Genomic DNA, 18,248 nt, shown 5'->3' on the forward strand with positions numbered 1-18,248 from the left:
TAAGCCCGTTTCCTGTTGTTATCCAGGAACAAAGCCTTGGTTCAAGGTCGAGATACCCGTCATGACTGCTCAGGACTGCAATTCGCGCCACTTTCGTCTGCCTCATCAGCGTAACCGAGACATTTCATGATGCGCACCGGACTGGATTTTGCACCGGGCGCGCCTGGCATAGAAGCGCGCTGGACTTCGAGCGCCAAAAACGGGGTCGGCACTGCGCTGTCGGAAGCATCGCCTATTTGGTTCACGCTCAGCCACGGCATTCTGAACGAGGTCTATTATCCGAGGATAGACAGTGCCTGCACCCGCGATCTCGGTTTTGTTGTCACTGGGCCTGAGGGTTACTTTTCGGAAGAAAAACGCGACTGCGTATCCGTCACCCGCCCTTTTGAAAGTGGAATTCCGGCATTTCACATTACCAATACGGCGACGGATGGCTCGTTCAGAATTGAGAAACAGGTGATCAGCGATCCCGCGCGGGCCAGTGTTCTTCAGCAGCTTTCGTTCATTCCCCTGAAGGGACAAATTTCGGATTATCGCGTGACTGCGCTGCTGGCACCTCATCTCGTCAATGCAGGCAATCTTAACTCGGCTTGGATTGGCGACTATGAGGGACATCAGGTCCTCTTCGCGACCGGCCGTTCACGATATCTTGCGCTTGTCTGCGATCTGCCTTGGCGGGCAGTCAGCGCCGGTTTCGTGGGTGTTTCCGATGGTTGGCAGCAGTTGCATCGGCACGGACGCATCGTTGAAGAGTACCAGCGAGCCGATGACGGAAATGTCTCGCTGGCAGGTGAGATCGACTTCAGTGATGTCAATGGCGCGGCAACATTGGCGCTCGGCTTTGGCGAGACGGAATATGCAGCGGCTGCGGCGGCCGTTTACAGTCTGAAGCATGGCTTTGAACGGGCGCACGAGGCCTACGTTGCCAACTGGCGCAACTGGCAAGACCGGCTGGAAACGCTCGACCGCGATACGCATCACGGCATCAATTCCTATCGGGTGTCGACAGCAGTGCTCGCCGCACATCGTGCCGCCGACCGGCCGGGCGCTGTTGTTGCAAGCCTTTCGATCCCTTGGGGCGCATCGAAGAGCGATGACGATCTCGGTGGCTATCACCTGGTCTGGCCGCGCGATCTGGTGGAAGCGGCCGGCGGATTTCTGGCGGCCGGCGATCACCATGAGGCGCTGGCGATCCTCAATTATCTTCGTCAGGTGCAGCAGCCATCGGGTCGCTGGCCGCAAAATCTCTGGCTGGATGGCAAACCCTATTGGCCGGGCGTACAGATGGATGAATGCGCCTTTCCGATCCTGCTGGCGGATATGCTGCATCGATATGGTCACCTGGATCATGCCACGCGGGCGGATTTTATGCCGATGATCCACCGCGCCGCAGCCTATATTCTGGCAAACGGCCCGACGACCGGGGAGGACAGGTGGGAAGAGGATGCCGGCTACAGTCCCTTCACCCTTGCCGTCGAGATCGCTGCGCTGCTTGCCGCTGCCGACCTTATCGATATGGACGGTGATGCTGCCGTAGCCGTACATCTACGGGAAACGGCTGATTGCTGGAACGAGCAGATCGAACAATGGACCTTTGCCGGTGACGAGACATTCTGCGCCGCGCTTGGCATTTCCGGCCACTATGTTCGCATCGCTTCGCCTGACGCGACCGATGTAGCTCGACCAGTCGGCGATACGCCCATCCGCAACCAGACGCCGGACCGTTCCACGCTGCCGACCAGCGACGTCATCAGCCCCGATGCGCTTGCCCTTGTTCGCTTCGGCCTACGCGCGCCTGACGATCCGCATATTCTCGCGACGATCAAAGCAATCGACCATTGCCTGCGTGCCGATCTGCCGCAAGGACCTGTATGGTATAGATATACGGGAGATGGATATGGTGAGCACGCCGATGGAGCAGCATTCGACGGCACCGGGCAGGGGCGGCCATGGCCGCTTTTGACCGGCGAACGCGCCCATTACGAGCTTGCTGCGGGAAGGCGGGAGGTGGCCGAAGCGCTGCTGGTAACGCTGGAGAAATCGGCGGGTGGGAACGGCCTTTTCCCCGAGCAGCTCTGGGACCAGCCCGACATCCCCGAATACGAGCTTTTCTACGGCCAGCCCTCAGGAAGTGCGATGCCGCTGGTCTGGGCGCATGCTGAACATATCAAACTTCTGCGGTCGCTTGCCGATGGTTCCGTTTTCGACATGCCGCCGCAGGGTGTGGAGCGCTACATCCTCAACAAGACGCCTTCCCACCTTCGGATCTGGTGTTTCAATAACAAGATTGCCGGGATGCCGGCCGGCAAGATGTTGCGGCTCGAACTGACGGATGATGCTGTCGTGCACTGGAGTGCAGATGGCTGGGGGACGACCAGCGACACCAGAACGATTGCTTCCGGCCTTGGCACATATTTCGTCGACTTGCCCGTTCAGGATATGGCGGCGGGCGACGCAATCGTTTTTACTTTCTTTTGGCCAAACACAGGGAATTGGGAAAACCAGGATTTCACCGTTCGCCTCGGCGAATGAAGTACATATCGCGCATTGGACAAATGGAGTGTCAGCATGCAGATCGGAATGGTTGGGCTTGGACGAATGGGCGCAAACATGGTGCGCCGTCTTCTGAAACAGGGTCATGATTGCGTGGTCTTCGACGTCAATCTCGACAATGTCGCAGCATTGGTGAAGGAAGGCGCAGTTGGCGCGACCTCGCCGGACGACCTGGTCGCGAAGCTGTCACCGCCACGCGCCGTCTGGCTAATGCTGCCGGCGGCAATAACGCCGAAAATTGCTCGTGACTTTGCCGCCAGACTGCAGGCGGGCGATGCCATTATCGATGGCGGCAACTCCTTCTACCGGGATGCCATCGATTTGGCGGCGGAATTTGCGCCCCGCAGCATCGACTTCATCGACACCGGTACATCCGGTGGCGTCTGGGGTCTGGAGCGCGGCTATTCTCTGATGATCGGGGGCCCGTTGGGTGCCGTGCAGCGGCTCGATCCGATTTTTGCTTCGCTCGCTCCCGGTGCGGGCCAGGGCATCGCGGCCGATCCCGTCACCGGCACGGCGCCAATGGGATATTTGCATTGCGGACCGTCAGGCGCAGGGCATTTCGTCAAGATGGTTCACAATGGCATCGAATACGGTGTCATGGCCGCCTATGCGGAAGGCCTGAACATCTTGAAAGCCGCGAATGCCGGCACGCAGCACCGGGAGGCCGATGCGGAAACAGCGCCGCTCGCCCACCCGCAATACTACCAGTTCGACATCGATCTTCCTGCCGTGACGGAGGTCTGGCGACATGGGTCTGTCATCGGCTCGTGGTTGCTCGATCTGACAGCGGAGGCGCTGAAGCAGGACCCTCATCTCGACCAGTATGGCGGGCGGGTGTCAGATTCAGGCGAAGGGCGCTGGACCCTTCAGGCGGCCGTCGAAACGGGTGTTCCTGCGCCTGTTTTGGCTTCTGCCCTATTCGAGCGCTTCTCCTCACGCGGTGAGGCGGAGTTTGCCGGCAAGGTACTCTCGGCCATGCGCAATGCCTTTGGTGGCCATCTGGAAAAAGCAAAATGAGGGCGCCGGCCATGGACAAGCAGCGATCGGACGTACTCGTGGTGTTCGGTGCCACCGGCGACCTTGCCTACAAAATGATCTTTCCTTCCCTTTACGCCATGGTGAAACGCGGCGCGCTTCAAACGCCAGTCATCGGTGTCGCCTTCGATGACTGGTCGCGCGATCAGCTGATCGCGAGGGCGCGCGACGCGGTTACCAGCCACGTCGACAAGATCGATGAAGCCGTCTTCGGAAAATTCGCTTCTCAACTGCATTACGTGTCCGGCGACTACCGTAACGAGGCGACATTCGAAAAGCTGCGCGCCGCACTCGGTGACCACGGTCATCCGCTTTATTACCTCGCCATTCCGCCGTCACTGTTTGAAACCGTCGTGACCGGGCTTGATAAGGCCGGGATAGCCGCCTCGGCACGATTGATGGTGGAAAAACCGTTTGGCCGCGATCTCGCCACGGCGGAGGCGCTGAACCAGTCGCTGCACGCGGTTTTCGAAGAGGACGCCATTTTTCGCATCGACCATTTTCTCGGCAAGGAGGCGATTCAGAACCTTCTTTATTTCCGGTTCGCCAATGCCTTTCTTGAACCGGTCTGGAACCGCGATCATGTTGAAAGCGTGCAGATCACCATGGCCGAGGATTTCGGCATCAAGGGACGCGGAAAGTTTTATGACGAGGTTGGATGCATCCGGGATGTGATCCAGAACCATCTCATCAACGTGCTGTTGCTACTGGCCATGGAGCCACCGGCAACAAGCGCTTCGGATGATCTTGTCGATGAGAAAGTGCAGATCCTCAAAGCCATGCCACCACTCAGCCGCGAGGATGTGGTGCGTGGCCAGTTCGACGGTTATCTCGATGAACCCGGCGTTGCGCCCGGCTCCAGCCGCGAGACCTTTGCCGCCGTGCGGTTTCGTGTGGCCACATGGCGCTGGAACGGCGTGCCTTTCTTCATCCGCGCCGGAAAGAACCTGCCTGCCCATGCAACCGAAGTTGTGGTGCGTTTCAAGCGGCCGCCGATAGCGCTTTTCGGCGATGTTGAGACGGCGGCCGCAAATTATGTGCGCTTCCGGCTCGGGCCAGATATCGCCATCGGCATTGGCGCGCGCCGCAAGGCTGCCGGGGACGGTATGCTCGGCGAGGCGGTGGAACTGGGCGCTGTCGATGACGGCATCGGCGACATGGCGCCTTATGAACGGCTGATCGGCGATGCGATGGCAGGCGAACGCCAGCTTTTCACCCGTCAGGATGCGGCAGAACTCGCATGGAAAATCGTTGAGCCCATTCTCGACGACCCGGCCGTGCCGCCACGCTATGCCGTAGGAAGCTGGGGTCCGGTCGAGATGGAGAGTTTCGCGCCGCCAGGCGGTTGGGTTGATCCGGAGTGACGCCCATGCCGGCAAATACCACGGACGGTAGTTCAATGACACAGGATCGGATCGTTCTAGCGATCGATATCGGCGGCAGCCACGTCAAGATCCGCTCAAGTGCCGGTGGCGACGAGCGCAAGGTCGAAAGCGGCAAGGCGATGACCGGGCCAGAAATGGTCATCGCCGTAACCGCCATGGCGAAAGACATGACCTATGACGTCATCGCCATGGGATATCCCGGTCCGGTCGTCCACAACAAACCGCTTCGCGAACCGGTCAATCTGGGTACAGGCTGGGTCGGTTATGATTACGCCGGCGCTTTCCGCTGCCCGGTTCGTATCGTTAACGATGCGCTGATGCAGGCAATCGGCTCCTATCAGGGCGGGCGCATGTTGTTTCTCGGTCTCGGAACAGGCCTGGGAGCTGCGATGATTGTCGAAAACGTGGCCCAGCCCATGGAGATCGCTCATCTTCCCTATCGGAAGGGCAAAACGTACGAGCACTATCTCCGAGAGGCGTATCGCGAAGAGAAGGGCAATGCCAAATGGCAAAAGCGCGTCACTGATGTCGTAGAGCGTCTGACTGCAGCCCTTGAACCGGATGAGGTGGTCATCGGCGGCGGTAATGTCGAAAAACTCGATACCCTGCCGCCCGGATGCCGCCGCGGAGACAATGCGCTTGCTTTCGAAGGCGGATTCCAGCTGTGGAAGAACCCGAACCTCATCGTCTAGCCGGTCAAATATGCCAGGTCGACTGCTGCTTCGATAACCACGCAATCGGTGCGGCGTAGCCTCTACCTAATCGGTTGGAGGCTTCTCGGCCGACACCCACTTGTTCCGGCCTGTCTGCTTGGCGCTCAAAAGAGCAGCGTCCGCTCGTTCCAGGACGCTGCTCACGGTTCCGGCACCCGGTGACGTTGCGATACCGATGGATATGGTGATCGAGTCAAGCAGACGGCCCCGGTAGGTGAAAGGTGCGCGCTCGACCGCGTGCCGGAGTTTCTCAGCAACCTTGATGGCATCTTCAATGCCCCCAGCCGGCATGAGCACAGTGAATTCCTCACCGCCGAAACGGAATAGTTCACCCAGATCGCCGACAGCTTCCGACAGCACCTGGGCGACATATTGCATCACCGCATCTCCGGCATCATGGCCAAACCGGTCATTGAAGCGCTTGAAATGGTCGATGTCGAGCATCAGACATGCAAGCGAATTGGTTGGCTTTTCAATATGCCTGTTCAGCGTCTCATCAAGCGATCGACGGTTCAAAAGACCGGTCAGGGCGTCTTGCCGTGCCATGCCAACCAGCCGCTGCCGAAGCTGGAGGTTTGCAACGGCAAGGCCTATATTTTCGGCGAGGAGTTCGAGATATAGCCGCTCTAACTCCAGCGTCTCGCTACTCTGCGGAATCTCAAGATATAATAAGCCGACGGTGTCGCCCAATGCGGTGAGTGGTATGCACAGGCCGGTTCCGAAACTGCCATGTAGGTGATGGCAGACAACATCGTCTCCGCCCGGGTTGCTGGCGTGGGGACGTCCGCGACGGAGAGCCCAGCAATCGTCTATCGAAAATTCGGGGGCGGAAAACGAAGGATCGGACCATTGTCCGGTCGATTGGAGAACCGAACTGTTTTCCTTGAGAACAAGCAGGCGGCCGGCAATGGCCGGGAAAATCTGTGGCATGAATTTCGAAACGACGTCGGACAATTCTTCCTGATTCTGGCAGGCCTGAATCCGATGCATCATCTGCAGGATCAGGTCCTTGATGCGTTGATTCCTGCGGTGCTCCGCGTCAAGCCGTTCCCGTTCCAGCCCGTTGCTGCGGAAGATCCTGATAGCCTGGTTCATTTCACCGATTTCGTCACGCCGGCCTTCGTCGGGCAGGTCGATACTGTAATCCTGCCGGGCAAGGCGCGTAACGATGTTGCTCATTTTGATAAGCGGCAAGGCAACGCGTCTGCTGAGGACAAAATAGAGTACGGCCACAAACATCAGGGCGGTGAGCGCAAGCATTGCCTTCGCGATTGATCCGTAGAAATCGCTTCGGTCTTTAGCCTGGTCAACCATCGCCTGCGAGCGGGCCGTAATGGCTTCTCTCAGCGTCGCGACGGTTGTCAGCAGGTCCGTATGCAGTCGATAGTGCTCATCGCCGAACAGGACCTGCTGTGCATCGTTCTGGCGGCCGGCTCGATAGAAACCGATTGCATCGCGCTCCATCTTGTCCAGTACGTCGGCGCTCTTTCGTATGTCCTGAAATGAGCCTGCCTCTTGCGGCGAAACACCAAGAGCTGCGAGTTTGTCCAGGGTGTTTTCAAGGTGCTTTTCCTGATCTTCGTCGACGTAGAATTTTGCGAGATGCTGTTCGTCGCCTCGCATGACGTAAAGACGCGCCTCCTCGGTGCGCTCGTCCGCAATGATCGCCAGTTCTTCGGCGAGATCGGTCAGTTCGAGATGATTCTGGATTGCCACCCGCTCTTGAGAAGCGCTTCTGGCCGATAGAATGAATGTGGTCGCCGATACTGTCGTGAGCACGAGGGTGACAGTATAAGCCAGGTTTGTGATGGTACTAAGTCGCATGATGGCGCCGTATGCTTGCCGCACGGCATGAAAACCGGGTGCGGCGGGGTCCAATTTCAGATTCTGCTTATGTTAGGCCATCTCGTCAAACGGGAAGTCAACACGCGGTTAACCGTCAATATGATCTGTCGCACCGCGGGCCAAGTCAGGCACCCCATGGCGATGCCCTGGACCGTCTCCACCAACGGTCACAATATCCGCCAGCGCGATTCCGGTATGTCGGCAGCGGGTCAGAAAGCCGTGTATTTAGAGCCTTTTGAAAGGCGCTGCGCAGCAACGGAATTATATTTCACGACGCATCACAAAGCCGTGAAACCTTTCGACGCATCGTTCGTTTAGCGCCCATGATCGATAATGACGCAGGACCGAAGCCGGTCGTTGGTGCCGACGAGAATGGCACCCAAACCGCATCCGAAAATGATGCCCATGAAAACGATGATCCGCTCCCGCCAGAGGAGATGGAACCTGCTTTGGGCTTGACGCCGGAGGAGGCCGAGGAGGCTCGCAGGAAATATCTGCTGAAGCGTTTCTGGATCAGCGCGCGCGGTTTCTGGAGCCGTCGCGGCGATCGGCTGGCCTGGCTGTTTTCGCTCGGGCTTCTGGCTATGATCGGCATAAATGTCGGCTTCCAGTATGGCATCAACGTATGGAATCGCGGGATTTTTGACGCGATTGAGAAACGCGACGCGTCGACGGTCTATTTTCTCGGATCCGTCTTTCCGCTGCTCGTCCTGGGAAGTGTCTTTATCGTGACCTCGCAGGTGTATGTCAGGATGCGCATTCAGCGGCGCTGGCGTTCCTGGCTGACAAAGTCGCTCGTTGGGAGATGGATTGCGAATGGCCGCTATTATCAGCTCAATTTGATCGATGGTGACCATCAAAACCCCGAGGCAAGGCTCTCGGAGGATATGCGTATTGCCACCGAGGCGCCCGTGGATTTTGTTTCAGGTGTCATCGCTGCATTCGTGTCTGCCTCTACTTTTATCGTTGTCTTGTGGACGATTGGTGGCGCTCTCACGGTCTCCATCGCGGGTGTCTGGATCACGATCCCCGGCTTTCTCGTGATTGCGGCTGTTATCTACGCAATCATCACATCCAGTTCCATCGCCTTCATTGCCCGCAACTTCGTCAAGGTTTCCGAAGTTAAGAACCAGGTTGAAGCGGAGTTTCGCTACACGCTTACGCGCGTCAGGGAGAATGGTGAGAGCATCGCCCTGCTTGGCGGCGAAGACGAGGAGCGCAGCGATCTGGACAAGCGCTTCGGCAATGTCCGGCGGCAGTGGCGTCTCATGGCGCAGCAATACATGCGCACCACGGTCGTATCGAATGGATCGATGTTGATTGCCCCCGTCGTGCCGGTTCTGTTGTGCGCGCCGAAGTTTCTCGATGGAAGCATGTCTCTCGGCGAGGTAATGCAGGCTGCTTCCGCTTTCACCATTGTTCAATCCGCATTTGGCTGGCTGGTCGACAACTATCCCCGTCTGGCCGACTGGAACGCCTGTGCGCGACGTGTTGCTTCCCTGATGATGTCGCTCGATGGCCTTGAGCGCGCCGAAAAGAGCGACACTCTCGGTCGGATCGTGCGAGGCGAAACGGAAGGCGAGACAATACTCAGCCTCAAGGATGTGTCCGTTTCTCTCGGTGACGGAACGGCCGTCGTCAAGGAGACGGATGTCGAGATCGGCGCGGGTGAGAGAGTGCTTGTCGCGGGGGAATCGGGCTCGGGCAAAAGCACACTGGTTCGGGCCATTTCCGGTCTCTGGCCATGGGGTGGAGGCAGTGTCAATTTTCGCGCCGGCAGCCGATTGTTCATGCTGCCGCAGCGGCCATATATTCCGGCCGGCACGCTACGTCGGGCGGTCTGCTATCCGCAACCGGCCGAGAGCTGGACGCCGGAAGAGATCGGGGCCGCTCTCGACAAGGTCGGTCTGGGTCAACTCAAGGACAAGATTGAAGACGAGGCACCGTGGGACCAGACGTTATCAGGTGGCGAAAAACAACGGCTGACCTTCGCACGCCTGTTGCTGAACGCCCCCGACATCATCGTTATGGACGAGGCGACGGCGGCTCTGGATGAGAAAAGTCAGGACAAGATGATGCAGACGGTAATTGATGAGCTACCCGATGCGACGATCGTAAGCGTAGCGCATCGTGCCGAACTGGAAGCGTTTCATAGCCGGAAGATCACATTGGAACGGCGGGAGGGGGGCGCAAAGCTTGTCAGCGATATCGATCTCATTCCTCGCAAGGCGAGAGGCTCCATGCTGCGGAGAATAGTCAAGCGGAGGTGATGGCACCGACGCTTGTGCTGACCTGCTTGAATGCCGGGGTAGGAGAGTTGGTGGCCGCCTCATTGTCGTTGGGGAGAATTCACCGACCACTTTGGCGAGAACGAACAGAATGAGGGCTTGCCGCGGATCGAAGTGCAAATCGGAACTTCTGCTGTCACGGCACCCCGGAACAATCGTGCATTTTGTTGGTTGGTTGGCATCCCTAAAACGGCAACAAGGGGCAGCGTGTTATGAATAAATTCTTCACTCGCTTCGCAAGCGCTATAGCTTCATTTTCCGGCTCTCCAACGGCTTTCATGGTGGCTCTCGGAACCGTGCTCGTCTGGGGGATAAGCGGACCGCTGTTTGGGTTTTCGGAGGTCTGGCAACTGGTCATCAATACGGGTACGACCATTGTCACCTTCCTGATGATTTTCCTCGTGCAGAATTCACAGAACAGGGATTCCGCAGCGATGGAAGCAAAACTGGACGAGCTGCTGCGGGCGGTGGAGCAGGCGCGCGGTGACTTCATTGGGATCGAGCACCTCACGGAAGAGGAAATCGAAAAGATTCGCGCACGTCTCGAAAGGGAAAGCGGACCGGATACCGATAAGCCGGCACCCCATCATGCCATGGCCCGCTTGCTTTCCCGACGTTAGTGGCATTTACCTTTGGCAGGCGCGTGTCAGGCGCGCTCTATGCGCAAAGAGAAATCGCCTCGGGTGAAAAGTGGCTCGAAGCCGTCATCGAAACGCCCGAGGCGGATCAGCCCCTTCGAGTATCGGTAGCTGTCGTAGTAGAAGACCAGATTACCCCATGGCGCGTAATAAGCGATGTCGCCGGGACGTGCGTTATCGAACGGCGTGTCCGTCACCTGCGTCAACTTTCGAGGCAGATATGCGATTTTCTCGTTGGTCGAATAGTCTTCGATCGTGAGATCGAGCGGCAGCATTTTCATGAGCTCGCGTGCCGACGGGTTGTCAAACAAAGTCGCGGTCATGCTGTGACCACCAAAGGCCATTCGGAAACTCATCAAGGATACCTCCGTTTTTGTTGTCTGACCGAACAATGCGGACGGGAAAGCTGTGGCCGCGGTAGCCAGCCCAAGAAATAGACGCCTGTCGATCATTGGAATGCTCTCATGCCGAACTGCTTTACGAGGATATTCTCGATGATTTGAATGCCAGCGCTGACGCGGCCAGGAGCAGACCTGCGCTTGCCAGGAAAGTCATGCGGTAGCCGGATGCGTCGTAGAGAAATCCGCCCACTATCGCACCGGCTGATATCGCAAGCTGGATGACCGCAACCATGAGACCACCTCCTGCTTTCGTATCCTGCGGCAGTGAGCGGGCGAGCCACGCCCACCAACCCACTGGCGCTGCAGTGGCAATCATTCCCCAGACCGCAAGCGCTATCGCCGCGACAGGGAGACTGTTGCCGAAGGCAACAAGTATCACGGCCGTCACCGCCATCAGAGCCGGGATGACGATCAGAACGCGATACAGGCGGTTGGCGAGAAAGTAACCGATAAGGCTGGTGCCAACGATGCCGGCAACGCCGATGCCCAGAAGAATGAAGGTGAGTATCGAGATATCTACTCGTGTCACAGTTTCGAGAAACGGGCGGACATAGGTGAACAGCGTGAACTGGCCCATGAAGAAAACCGAGACCGATGCCATGCCGATAGCGATCAAGGGACGGTTCAGTAGCCTGAATGCATTCTTTGACGTTTTCCCGGCGAGGGGCTTCATGGAAGGGAGGCTTGCCAGCTGCCACAGGAATGCGATCGCCGCGACGGGGACGACACTGAAGAAGGCACCTCGCCAACCGATGACCGATCCGAGAAACGCGCCGAGCGGAGGAGCAACGACAGTTGCCAGCGCGTTACCGCTGTTAAAGATTGCAAGCGCTCGGGGAACGAGATGCTCCGGTACAAGACGCATGGCGGTCGCCACCGATATGGACCAGAACCCACCGATCACTATCCCGATGAGCGCGCGCCCGACCATGAATATTTCATAGTTCGGTGCGATCGCCACGGTCACGCCAGAAAGGGCCATCAATGCCGTCAGGGCAAGCAGCAGCAGCTTACGGTCCCACTCTCCCGCGAGATACGAGACAAAGAGGCTCGTGACGACGGCGAAAGCGCCGGAGATCGCGATCGAATGTCCGGCCGATCCTTCGCTGATGCGCAGTTCATCCGCGATCGGCGTCAGCAGGCTGAGAGGCATGAATTCAGACGCGATCAGGGCGAAAACGCAGAGCGTCATCGCCAACACACCGCCCCAATTTGCGGATCGGGATCTGGCTTCCCCTGTGGAAACTGTAGTTTCTATGGACATGGTACGGCAGCTTTTCTTGGCTATTTCTTCAACGGTCTTCCGCTGCTGATGGGAGGCAGCGAGGTGAACATAAGTCATGAAGCATCTTGCAATAAGCCGCCTGTCACGGGATGCAGTCATGAACGATGCTCATCAAAGGGTCTTGTTTAGCCGCGCCCGGCCTGCTTGCGTATTATCCACGTCGATGCAAGGGCTCGGTTCATTCATGAATATCGCTCATGACGGCATGCCTTCGCCGCGGTCTAATCTCGCGACAATCTCCGATCTATCTTTTGAACGACGCTGCTGCATCACCCCTCAAAGCAGCTTCCCGGCCGCTCGTCACGGCAACGACAATGGAGAGTGAAGTGAGCAATCAGAACGAAAACGCTTTTACGGGAGAGGGCCTGGACATGGGCCGCCGTGGCCTTCTCAAGATTACGGGTGTCGGCATCGCCGCGATTGGCGCGGCGTCAGTGATGGCGGTTTCGAAGGCAGAGGCGCAAACATTGAAGATGCCGCAGGACTGGGACAAGGTTTTTCCGAGGAGTGAGAAGGTCGATCACCAGAAGGTCTCGTTCAAAAACCGCTATGGCATCACCCTGGCGGCCGACCTCTACATGCCCAAAACCCGTAACAGCGTCGGAAACCCCGCGATCGTGGTGAGCGGACCGTTTGGCGCGGTCAAGGAACAATCGTCCGGCCTTTACGCACAGACGATGGCCGAACGCGGTTTCGTCACTCTGGCATTTGATCCTTCCTATACAGGTGAGAGCGGCGGCGAACCGCGCAATATCGCGTCTCCCGACATCAACACCGAGGATTTCAGCGCGGCTGTGGACTACATCGGCCTGCGTCCCGAAGTCGATCGCGAACGGATCGGCGTCATCGGTGTCTGCGGCTGGGGTGGCATGGCGCTCAATGCCGTGGCCTCGGACAAGCGTGTGAAGGCCGTGGTTGCCAGCACCATGTACGATATGACCCGCGTCATGTCCAAGGGCTACAACGACAGCGTCACGCTGGAGCAGCGCACGGCGACCCTGGAACAGTTGAGCCGCCAGCGGTGGGTCGATGCGGAAAAGGGTACACCTGCCTATCAGGCGGCCTACAACGCGGAAGTCGGACCCGACGCGCCGCAGTTCATGGTCGATTATCACGACTACTACTCGACACCACGCGGTTATCATAAGCGGGCGGTCAACTCCCGTAACGCCTGGTCGCAAACAACGCCAATTTCGTTCATGAACATGCCGATCCTGAGCTACATCGCGGAAATTTCGCCGCGCCCGGTTCTATTCATTCATGGCGAGAAGGCCCATTCTCTCTATTTCGCGGAGACCGCGTATGCAGCGGCGGCCGAACCGAAGGAACTCCATGTCATTCCCGGCGCCAGCCACACGGACCTCTATGACAAGATGGATGTGATCCCCTTCACCAAGCTCGCCAGCTTCTTTGAGCAGCACCTGTCGGCTTGATACGTCCTGCAGTGACGTAACAGCTCAGGAGCCCGCCCGAAGCGGGCTCTTTTTCTGTTAGTGCGACATGAGCATTATGCCATAATCAACAGGTCTGGATGCAGGAGGCTCATGAATGGCACGCGATACCGTCAACGATCTTGCAGCTTTCATTGCTGTTGCCCGAGAACAGAGCTTTACCCGGGCTGCGGCGAAGCTGGGCGTATCGCAGTCAGCATTGAGCCACACACTTCGCCAGCTTGAAGCCAGGTTGGGCGTGCGTCTCCTGATGCGGACGACCAGAGCGGTTTCGCCGACGGAGGCGGGCGAACGGCTGCTAAACGGGATCGGTCCACATTTCGACGAGATCGAAGCGCATGTCGACGCGTTGAACGAACTGAGGGAAAAGCCGGCGGGAACGATCCGTATCGTCGCCGCCGAGTACGCGATCACCTATGTCCTCTGGCCCAAACTCAGGAAATTTTTGCCTCAATATCCCGACATCAAGGTCGAGCTGATCCTCGACAACGGACTGACCGACATCGTGACGGAGCGTTATGATGCGGGGGTGCGTATGGGCGAACATCTCGCGAAAGACATGATCTCCGCAAGGATCGGTCCCGACTTTTGTCTCGCTGTCGTCGGATCGCCCGCCTACTTCAAGAACCGACCACACCCGAGGCATCCCAAGGACCTGGTCGGCCATGACTGCATCAACTTCCGGCTGCCGAGTGCCGGCGGCCTTTATGTATGGGAGTTCGAGGACAAGGGCCGCGAGATCAAGATCAAGGTCGATGGCCAGCTCGCCTTCAACAACAGTTTCAATTCGCTGGAAGCCGCGCTTGACGGCTTCGGGCTTGCCTACATCCCGGAGGAAATGATCCTTCCTTATGTCGCAGACGGCCGGCTGGTTCGCGTGCTGCAGAAATATTCCCCGCCCTGGGACGGATATTACCTCTATTACCCCAGCCGTCGCCAGGCATCACCGGCGTTCGTCAGGGTTTTGGAGGCCCTGCGATATCGGGTTTGACGGGAGTTGTCGGCCCCATGTGGATGTCCGCAACCCGGAACGATCCATGTCCGACTTTCGTCTTCTCTGCGCTCGCTGCGGCTGACAAGTCCTTATCCTAGATCAGCAGATAGCTGGCTTCAGAAATGCGTTGAACAATGGCTTGCCCCGCAAGGACGATAATGTCGCCGTCCATCGGTTGATGAGGCCGCAGCAAGTGTTTATCGATCGTCAGCATGAAATGCGATGAATGCAGTTCGCCTGGGGAAATGGAAATGTAAGACCAGCGATGCCAGGCAAATGGCATGGTGGCGAGGCCCATTCCCAGCAATCCCTTGAGGCGCATCGACCATGTTGACGAGGACTTGGCGTGGCGCGCAGCATCGGTTGCAACGGCACCTTCGACAATATGCTGTTGGTTCCAGGCCGTCTGGCCATGGTTGATCTTCCATGCTTCGGGGTCATCGTTTGCGAGATCGATGCTCGATTTTACCGGCTCGGCGATCAGCGCGACGTTCGGACTGAGCAAGCGTGGAACAAAAGAAAACGGCAGGCTGCGGATTTCGCGCAGGGGCGCGTTGACGCGGATAAGCTGCGCCAGACACCGCCAGTCGAAGCCCTGGTGTGACGTATGGTGCGCGGGCACCCGGTCCAGCCGGTATAAGCCTGCCCAAAAAGTCTCTTTCAGATTGCCGGATTGCCGGTTGTAGCCCATGAGGGCCGAACCCCAGTTCTTGATCCATACGGCTGGCCCGACTTCGACGGGTACCGTAACCAGGAAAATGCGGGGACGAACGATTGCGCAGACGTGCTCGATGACACGGACGGTGCGGTTGAGGTGGATATGTTCAAGCGTTTCCAGCGCGATGACGATGTCGGCCTCGATCGTTTTGTAAAGGCTCTCGTCGGTGGCGTCGCCGACGATGAAACGGCAGTTTTCGTAGTTGCTGTAGCGATTGCGCGCGGCCTCGATGAAGATTGGATCGTAGTCGATACCGACGTAATCAACGTCGAATTTTTCCAGAATATGTCCGACCGCGGTTCCGGGGCCGCAGCCGATATCCAGTATTCTGACCTTCCGATTGCCGACGTCCTTCTGCACTGTTTCGAGGACCTCGAGCAGCTTTCGATAGCGGCCTGCATGCAGAAAGCGCGTCAGCCAGTTGAAGTTCTGCATTTTTTCGTAAGTCGTCGCGAACGTACCCATCCAATCCGCCTCCGTGAACCGTAGATGATGTCGTCTCGCGCTCCCTGTTATCGTAAAGATCGTGCGCGACCCGGCGTTGTATTTTTGAAGTCTGGCACGGCCTGCGTGACCTGCAACTCGACCAAAAGGCTTAAGTCGGAAGCGGGGATACCCACCCTGCCTCCTCTTAAAGGCAGATGTCGACGTGGTGGAAAGTGAATCAGCCAGTTCTGACCGGCCGTCCTCTCCCTTTTGGTATGCTGCCGATGCGCAGGGCCTCGTTATACCTTTCAAGGAGGCGCCATCCGGGGCCGGAACCGCTGGGAGATGTGGTGGATGGTAGACAAGAGAGCCTTGATTATCGGCGTAACCGGGCAGGACGGCGCTTATCTCAGTGAATTGCTGCTTGCCAAGGGATATATCGTGCACGGCCTGAAAAGGCGGTCTTCCTCATTCAACACCGGCCGGATCGATCATCTTTATCAAGATCCCTTCGAGGAAAACCTCCGCTTTCGTCTGCACTTCGGTGACCTGACGGACGCCACGAACCTGTGCCGGGTCATTCAGGAGGTCCAGCCCGACGAGATCTACAACCTCGGCGCCCAGAGCCATGTCCAGGTAAGCTTCGAGACGCCGGAATATACGGCAAATGCGGATGCGCTTGGCACGCTGAGGCTGCTGGAAGCCATGCGCATTCTGAACCTCGGCGACCGTTGCCGATTTTATCAGGCGTCCACATCGGAGCTGTTCGGGGGGATGGGCACTGTTGCTCAGCACGAGGGTACGCCGTTCTATCCGAGAAGCCCCTATGCTGCGGCAAAACTCTACGCATACTGGATGACGGTCAATTACCGGGAAAGTTACGGCTTTCACGCATCCAACGGCATTCTCTTCAACCATGAGAGCCCCATTCGCGGGGAGACATTCGTCACGCGGAAAATCACGCGCGGCGTTGCCGCCATCGAACGCGGTCTCATGAGCAAGCTGCGTCTTGGTAATCTCGACGCAAAGAGGGACTGGGGGCATGCGCGCGATTATGTTGAAGGCATGTGGCGTATCGTGCAGCAGGAAATACCCGAGGACTATGTGCTCGCAACCGGCGAGGCACATACGGTGCGGGAATTCGTTGAGCTTGCTTTCGGCGTGGTCGGCAAGACCATCGAGTGGAACGGCGATGGCAGTGACGAAGTGGGATACGACGCCAAAACCGGCAATACGATCATCGAAATCGATCCCAGATATTTTCGTCCGGCGGAAGTGGATTTTCTTCTCGGCGACCCCAGCAAGGCGCGCAGGAAACTCAACTGGAGCCACTCGACTTCCTTTTGCGACCTCGTTCAGGAAATGGTCGAAGCGGATCTTCGCCTCGTGATGTTGGAAGAGGGAAGAAATGAATTCGTCGCATAAATCGCAGGAAATCCCGTTCAGCTTGAATGGCAAGCGCGTCTGGGTTGCCGGCCATACCGGAATGGTCGGCTCGGCACTCGTGCGACGTCTCCAGCGCGAAAATTGCGAAATTCTCAAAGTCTCTCGCAGCGAGCTTGATCTGACCCGACAGTACGAGACGGAGCAATGGATGGCGGCGGCAAGACCTGAGGTCATTTTTGTCGCTGCCGCCAAGGTTGGAGGCATCGCAGCAAATGCGGCCTATCCGGCGGACTTTCTTTACACCAATACGCTAATTTCGATGAATATCATGAAATCGGCTGCCGATATCGGTGTTGAAAAGCTTCTCTGGATGGGATCTAGCTGCATCTATCCGAAATTCGCAGCGCAGCCGATCACGGAAAATTCCCTTTTGACAGGCCCTTTGGAGCCGACCAATGAGGCCTACGCGATTGCGAAGATCGCGGCGCTCAAGCTTTCCCAATTCTACTCCAGTCAGTACGGCCTGAATTGCGTCTCCGTCATGCCGACCAATATTTACGGGCTGAACGACAATTTCGATCCGCAAAGTTCACACGTCATTCCTGCGATGATCAGGAGAATGCATGAAGCAAAAATCAGCGGTCAGAACAAGATTGTTCTGTGGGGTACGGGCAGTCCTCTGCGTGAGTTTCTCCATGTGGACGATCTGGCGGATGCCTGTTGCTTCCTTATGAAATCATCGGCGCATTTTCCGCTGATCAACATCGGCTCGGGGCGGGAGATATCCATCCGCAATCTCGCCCATCTGATTGCCGGTATCGTCGGCTACGATGGGCAGATCGTTTTTGACACCAGCAAACCGGATGGAGCCCCCAGAAAGCTGCTCGATTGCTCGCGGCTCAACGCGCTTGGCTGGAACTCGACGGTCGAACTCAGATACGGAATTCAGGATTTGTATGAGTGGTGGCGACACCCGAAGTCGCTGCAATCGGATATGTTAAGACAAGCGGCAAGATGAGATCGCCAAATGCCCTGATATCATCGATTTTGCTTGCCGCCCTTGTGCTCGCATTTTCGGGTCTCCCGTCTGCCGGGCAGCCTGCGATGCTGGGAGGGCAAGAGCAAGG

General features: G+C 57.6%; 14 protein-coding genes. 10 read left to right on the forward strand and 4 right to left on the reverse strand.

Annotated elements, in window-relative coordinates:
• The first annotated feature begins 126 nt into the window (after positions 1-126).
• From ASD46_RS22595 to ASD46_RS22610, 4 genes are read left to right on the forward strand one after another with little or no spacing between them, the layout of a single operon-like run.
• Complete coding sequence (locus ASD46_RS22595) at positions 127-2,532, forward strand: glucan 1,4-alpha-glucosidase (RefSeq protein WP_060642719.1); 2,406 nt, start codon at positions 127-129, stop codon at positions 2,530-2,532.
• A 36-nt stretch (positions 2,533-2,568) separates the two neighbouring features.
• Positions 2,569-3,573, forward strand: a complete 1,005-nt coding sequence (gene gnd / locus ASD46_RS22600) for a phosphogluconate dehydrogenase (NAD(+)-dependent, decarboxylating) (RefSeq protein WP_013761314.1) — start codon at positions 2,569-2,571, stop codon at positions 3,571-3,573.
• Positions 3,570-4,955: a glucose-6-phosphate dehydrogenase gene (gene zwf, locus ASD46_RS22605; protein WP_082546231.1), complete on the forward strand. Its 1,386-nt coding sequence runs from the start codon at positions 3,570-3,572 to the stop codon at positions 4,953-4,955. Before gnd ends, zwf begins: the two co-directional genes overlap by 4 nt.
• Before the next feature lie 35 nt (positions 4,956-4,990).
• The gene (locus tag ASD46_RS22610; RefSeq protein WP_003517660.1) at positions 4,991-5,668 is read left to right on the forward strand and encodes an ROK family protein; all 678 of its coding nucleotides are present in this window, start codon (positions 4,991-4,993) and stop codon (positions 5,666-5,668) included.
• A 66-nt stretch (positions 5,669-5,734) separates the two neighbouring features.
• On the opposite strand, the gene ASD46_RS22615 is transcribed toward ASD46_RS22610, so the two are convergent.
• Positions 5,735-7,513 (reverse strand): diguanylate cyclase, encoded by a 1,779-nt coding sequence (locus ASD46_RS22615; protein WP_060642801.1) that lies wholly within the window; start codon positions 7,511-7,513, stop codon positions 5,735-5,737.
• Between the two features lie 344 nt (positions 7,514-7,857).
• Between ASD46_RS22615 and ASD46_RS22625 the strand changes: the two genes are divergently transcribed.
• Complete coding sequence (locus tag ASD46_RS22625; RefSeq protein WP_060642721.1) at positions 7,858-9,804, forward strand: ABC transporter ATP-binding protein/permease; 1,947 nt, start codon at positions 7,858-7,860, stop codon at positions 9,802-9,804.
• A 230-nt stretch (positions 9,805-10,034) separates the two neighbouring features.
• Positions 10,035-10,442 (forward strand): low affinity iron permease family protein, encoded by a 408-nt coding sequence (locus ASD46_RS22630; protein ID WP_060642722.1) that lies wholly within the window; start codon positions 10,035-10,037, stop codon positions 10,440-10,442.
• 26 nt (positions 10,443-10,468) lie between these two features.
• On the opposite strand, the gene ASD46_RS22635 is transcribed toward ASD46_RS22630, so the two are convergent.
• Both ASD46_RS22635 and ASD46_RS22640 read right to left on the reverse strand, forming a co-directional pair.
• On the reverse strand, positions 10,469-10,912 hold the full coding sequence (locus ASD46_RS22635) for a cyclophilin-like fold protein (protein WP_236772220.1): 444 nt from the start codon (positions 10,910-10,912) through the stop codon (positions 10,469-10,471).
• Between the two features lie 25 nt (positions 10,913-10,937).
• Positions 10,938-12,053: an MFS transporter gene (locus ASD46_RS22640; RefSeq protein WP_060642723.1), complete on the reverse strand. Its 1,116-nt coding sequence runs from the start codon at positions 12,051-12,053 to the stop codon at positions 10,938-10,940.
• A 464-nt stretch (positions 12,054-12,517) separates the two neighbouring features.
• Between ASD46_RS22640 and ASD46_RS22645 the strand changes: the two genes are divergently transcribed.
• The gene (locus ASD46_RS22645; protein WP_112153414.1) at positions 12,518-13,579 is read left to right on the forward strand and encodes an alpha/beta hydrolase; all 1,062 of its coding nucleotides are present in this window, start codon (positions 12,518-12,520) and stop codon (positions 13,577-13,579) included.
• A gap of 115 nt (positions 13,580-13,694) precedes the next feature.
• A complete protein-coding gene (locus ASD46_RS22650; RefSeq protein WP_013761305.1) occupies positions 13,695-14,588 on the forward strand; it encodes a LysR family transcriptional regulator in 894 nt (297 codons plus the stop codon).
• 97 nt (positions 14,589-14,685) lie between these two features.
• On the opposite strand, the gene ASD46_RS22655 is transcribed toward ASD46_RS22650, so the two are convergent.
• Positions 14,686-16,047, reverse strand: coding sequence for a class I SAM-dependent methyltransferase (locus ASD46_RS22655; RefSeq protein WP_323455144.1), 1,362 nt, complete (start codon positions 16,045-16,047; stop codon positions 14,686-14,688).
• A 42-nt stretch (positions 16,048-16,089) separates the two neighbouring features.
• Between ASD46_RS22655 and gmd the strand changes: the two genes are divergently transcribed.
• Positions 16,090-17,160 carry a GDP-mannose 4,6-dehydratase gene (gmd, locus tag ASD46_RS22660; protein WP_019566379.1) on the forward strand — a complete coding sequence of 357 codons (1,071 nt, stop codon included), beginning with the start codon at positions 16,090-16,092 and terminating at the stop codon, positions 17,158-17,160.
• Positions 17,144-18,139 (forward strand): GDP-L-fucose synthase family protein, encoded by a 996-nt coding sequence (locus tag ASD46_RS22665; RefSeq protein WP_060642725.1) that lies wholly within the window; start codon positions 17,144-17,146, stop codon positions 18,137-18,139. The genes gmd and ASD46_RS22665 overlap by 17 nt, the downstream gene beginning before the upstream one ends.
• Positions 18,140-18,248: the final 109 nt, after the last annotated feature.

This window comes from Rhizobium sp. Root491, assembly GCF_001427205.1.
Classification (GTDB): Bacteria; Pseudomonadota; Alphaproteobacteria; order Rhizobiales; family Rhizobiaceae; genus Agrobacterium; species Agrobacterium tumefaciens.

Bases quoted from the DNA above. Each gene is read 5' to 3' on its own strand.
- ASD46_RS22595 (WP_060642719.1), top strand. From the start codon at position 127: ATGATGCGCACCGGACTGGATTTTGCACCGGGCGCGCCTGGCATAGAA.
- gnd (WP_013761314.1), top strand. From the start codon at position 2,569: ATGCAGATCGGAATGGTTGGGCTTGGACGAATGGGCGCAAACATGGTG.
- zwf (WP_082546231.1), top strand. From the start codon at position 3,570: ATGAGGGCGCCGGCCATGGACAAGCAGCGATCGGACGTACTCGTGGTG.
- ASD46_RS22610 (WP_003517660.1), top strand. From the start codon at position 4,991: ATGACACAGGATCGGATCGTTCTAGCGATCGATATCGGCGGCAGCCAC.
- ASD46_RS22615 (WP_060642801.1), bottom strand. From the start codon at position 7,513: ATGCGACTTAGTACCATCACAAACCTGGCTTATACTGTCACCCTCGTG.
- ASD46_RS22625 (WP_060642721.1), top strand. From the start codon at position 7,858: ATGATCGATAATGACGCAGGACCGAAGCCGGTCGTTGGTGCCGACGAG.
- ASD46_RS22630 (WP_060642722.1), top strand. From the start codon at position 10,035: ATGAATAAATTCTTCACTCGCTTCGCAAGCGCTATAGCTTCATTTTCC.
- ASD46_RS22635 (WP_236772220.1), bottom strand. From the start codon at position 10,912: ATGATCGACAGGCGTCTATTTCTTGGGCTGGCTACCGCGGCCACAGCT.
- ASD46_RS22640 (WP_060642723.1), bottom strand. From the start codon at position 12,053: ATGACGCTCTGCGTTTTCGCCCTGATCGCGTCTGAATTCATGCCTCTC.
- ASD46_RS22645 (WP_112153414.1), top strand. From the start codon at position 12,518: ATGGGCCGCCGTGGCCTTCTCAAGATTACGGGTGTCGGCATCGCCGCG.
- ASD46_RS22650 (WP_013761305.1), top strand. From the start codon at position 13,695: ATGGCACGCGATACCGTCAACGATCTTGCAGCTTTCATTGCTGTTGCC.
- gmd (WP_019566379.1), top strand. From the start codon at position 16,090: ATGGTAGACAAGAGAGCCTTGATTATCGGCGTAACCGGGCAGGACGGC.
- ASD46_RS22665 (WP_060642725.1), top strand. From the start codon at position 17,144: ATGAATTCGTCGCATAAATCGCAGGAAATCCCGTTCAGCTTGAATGGC.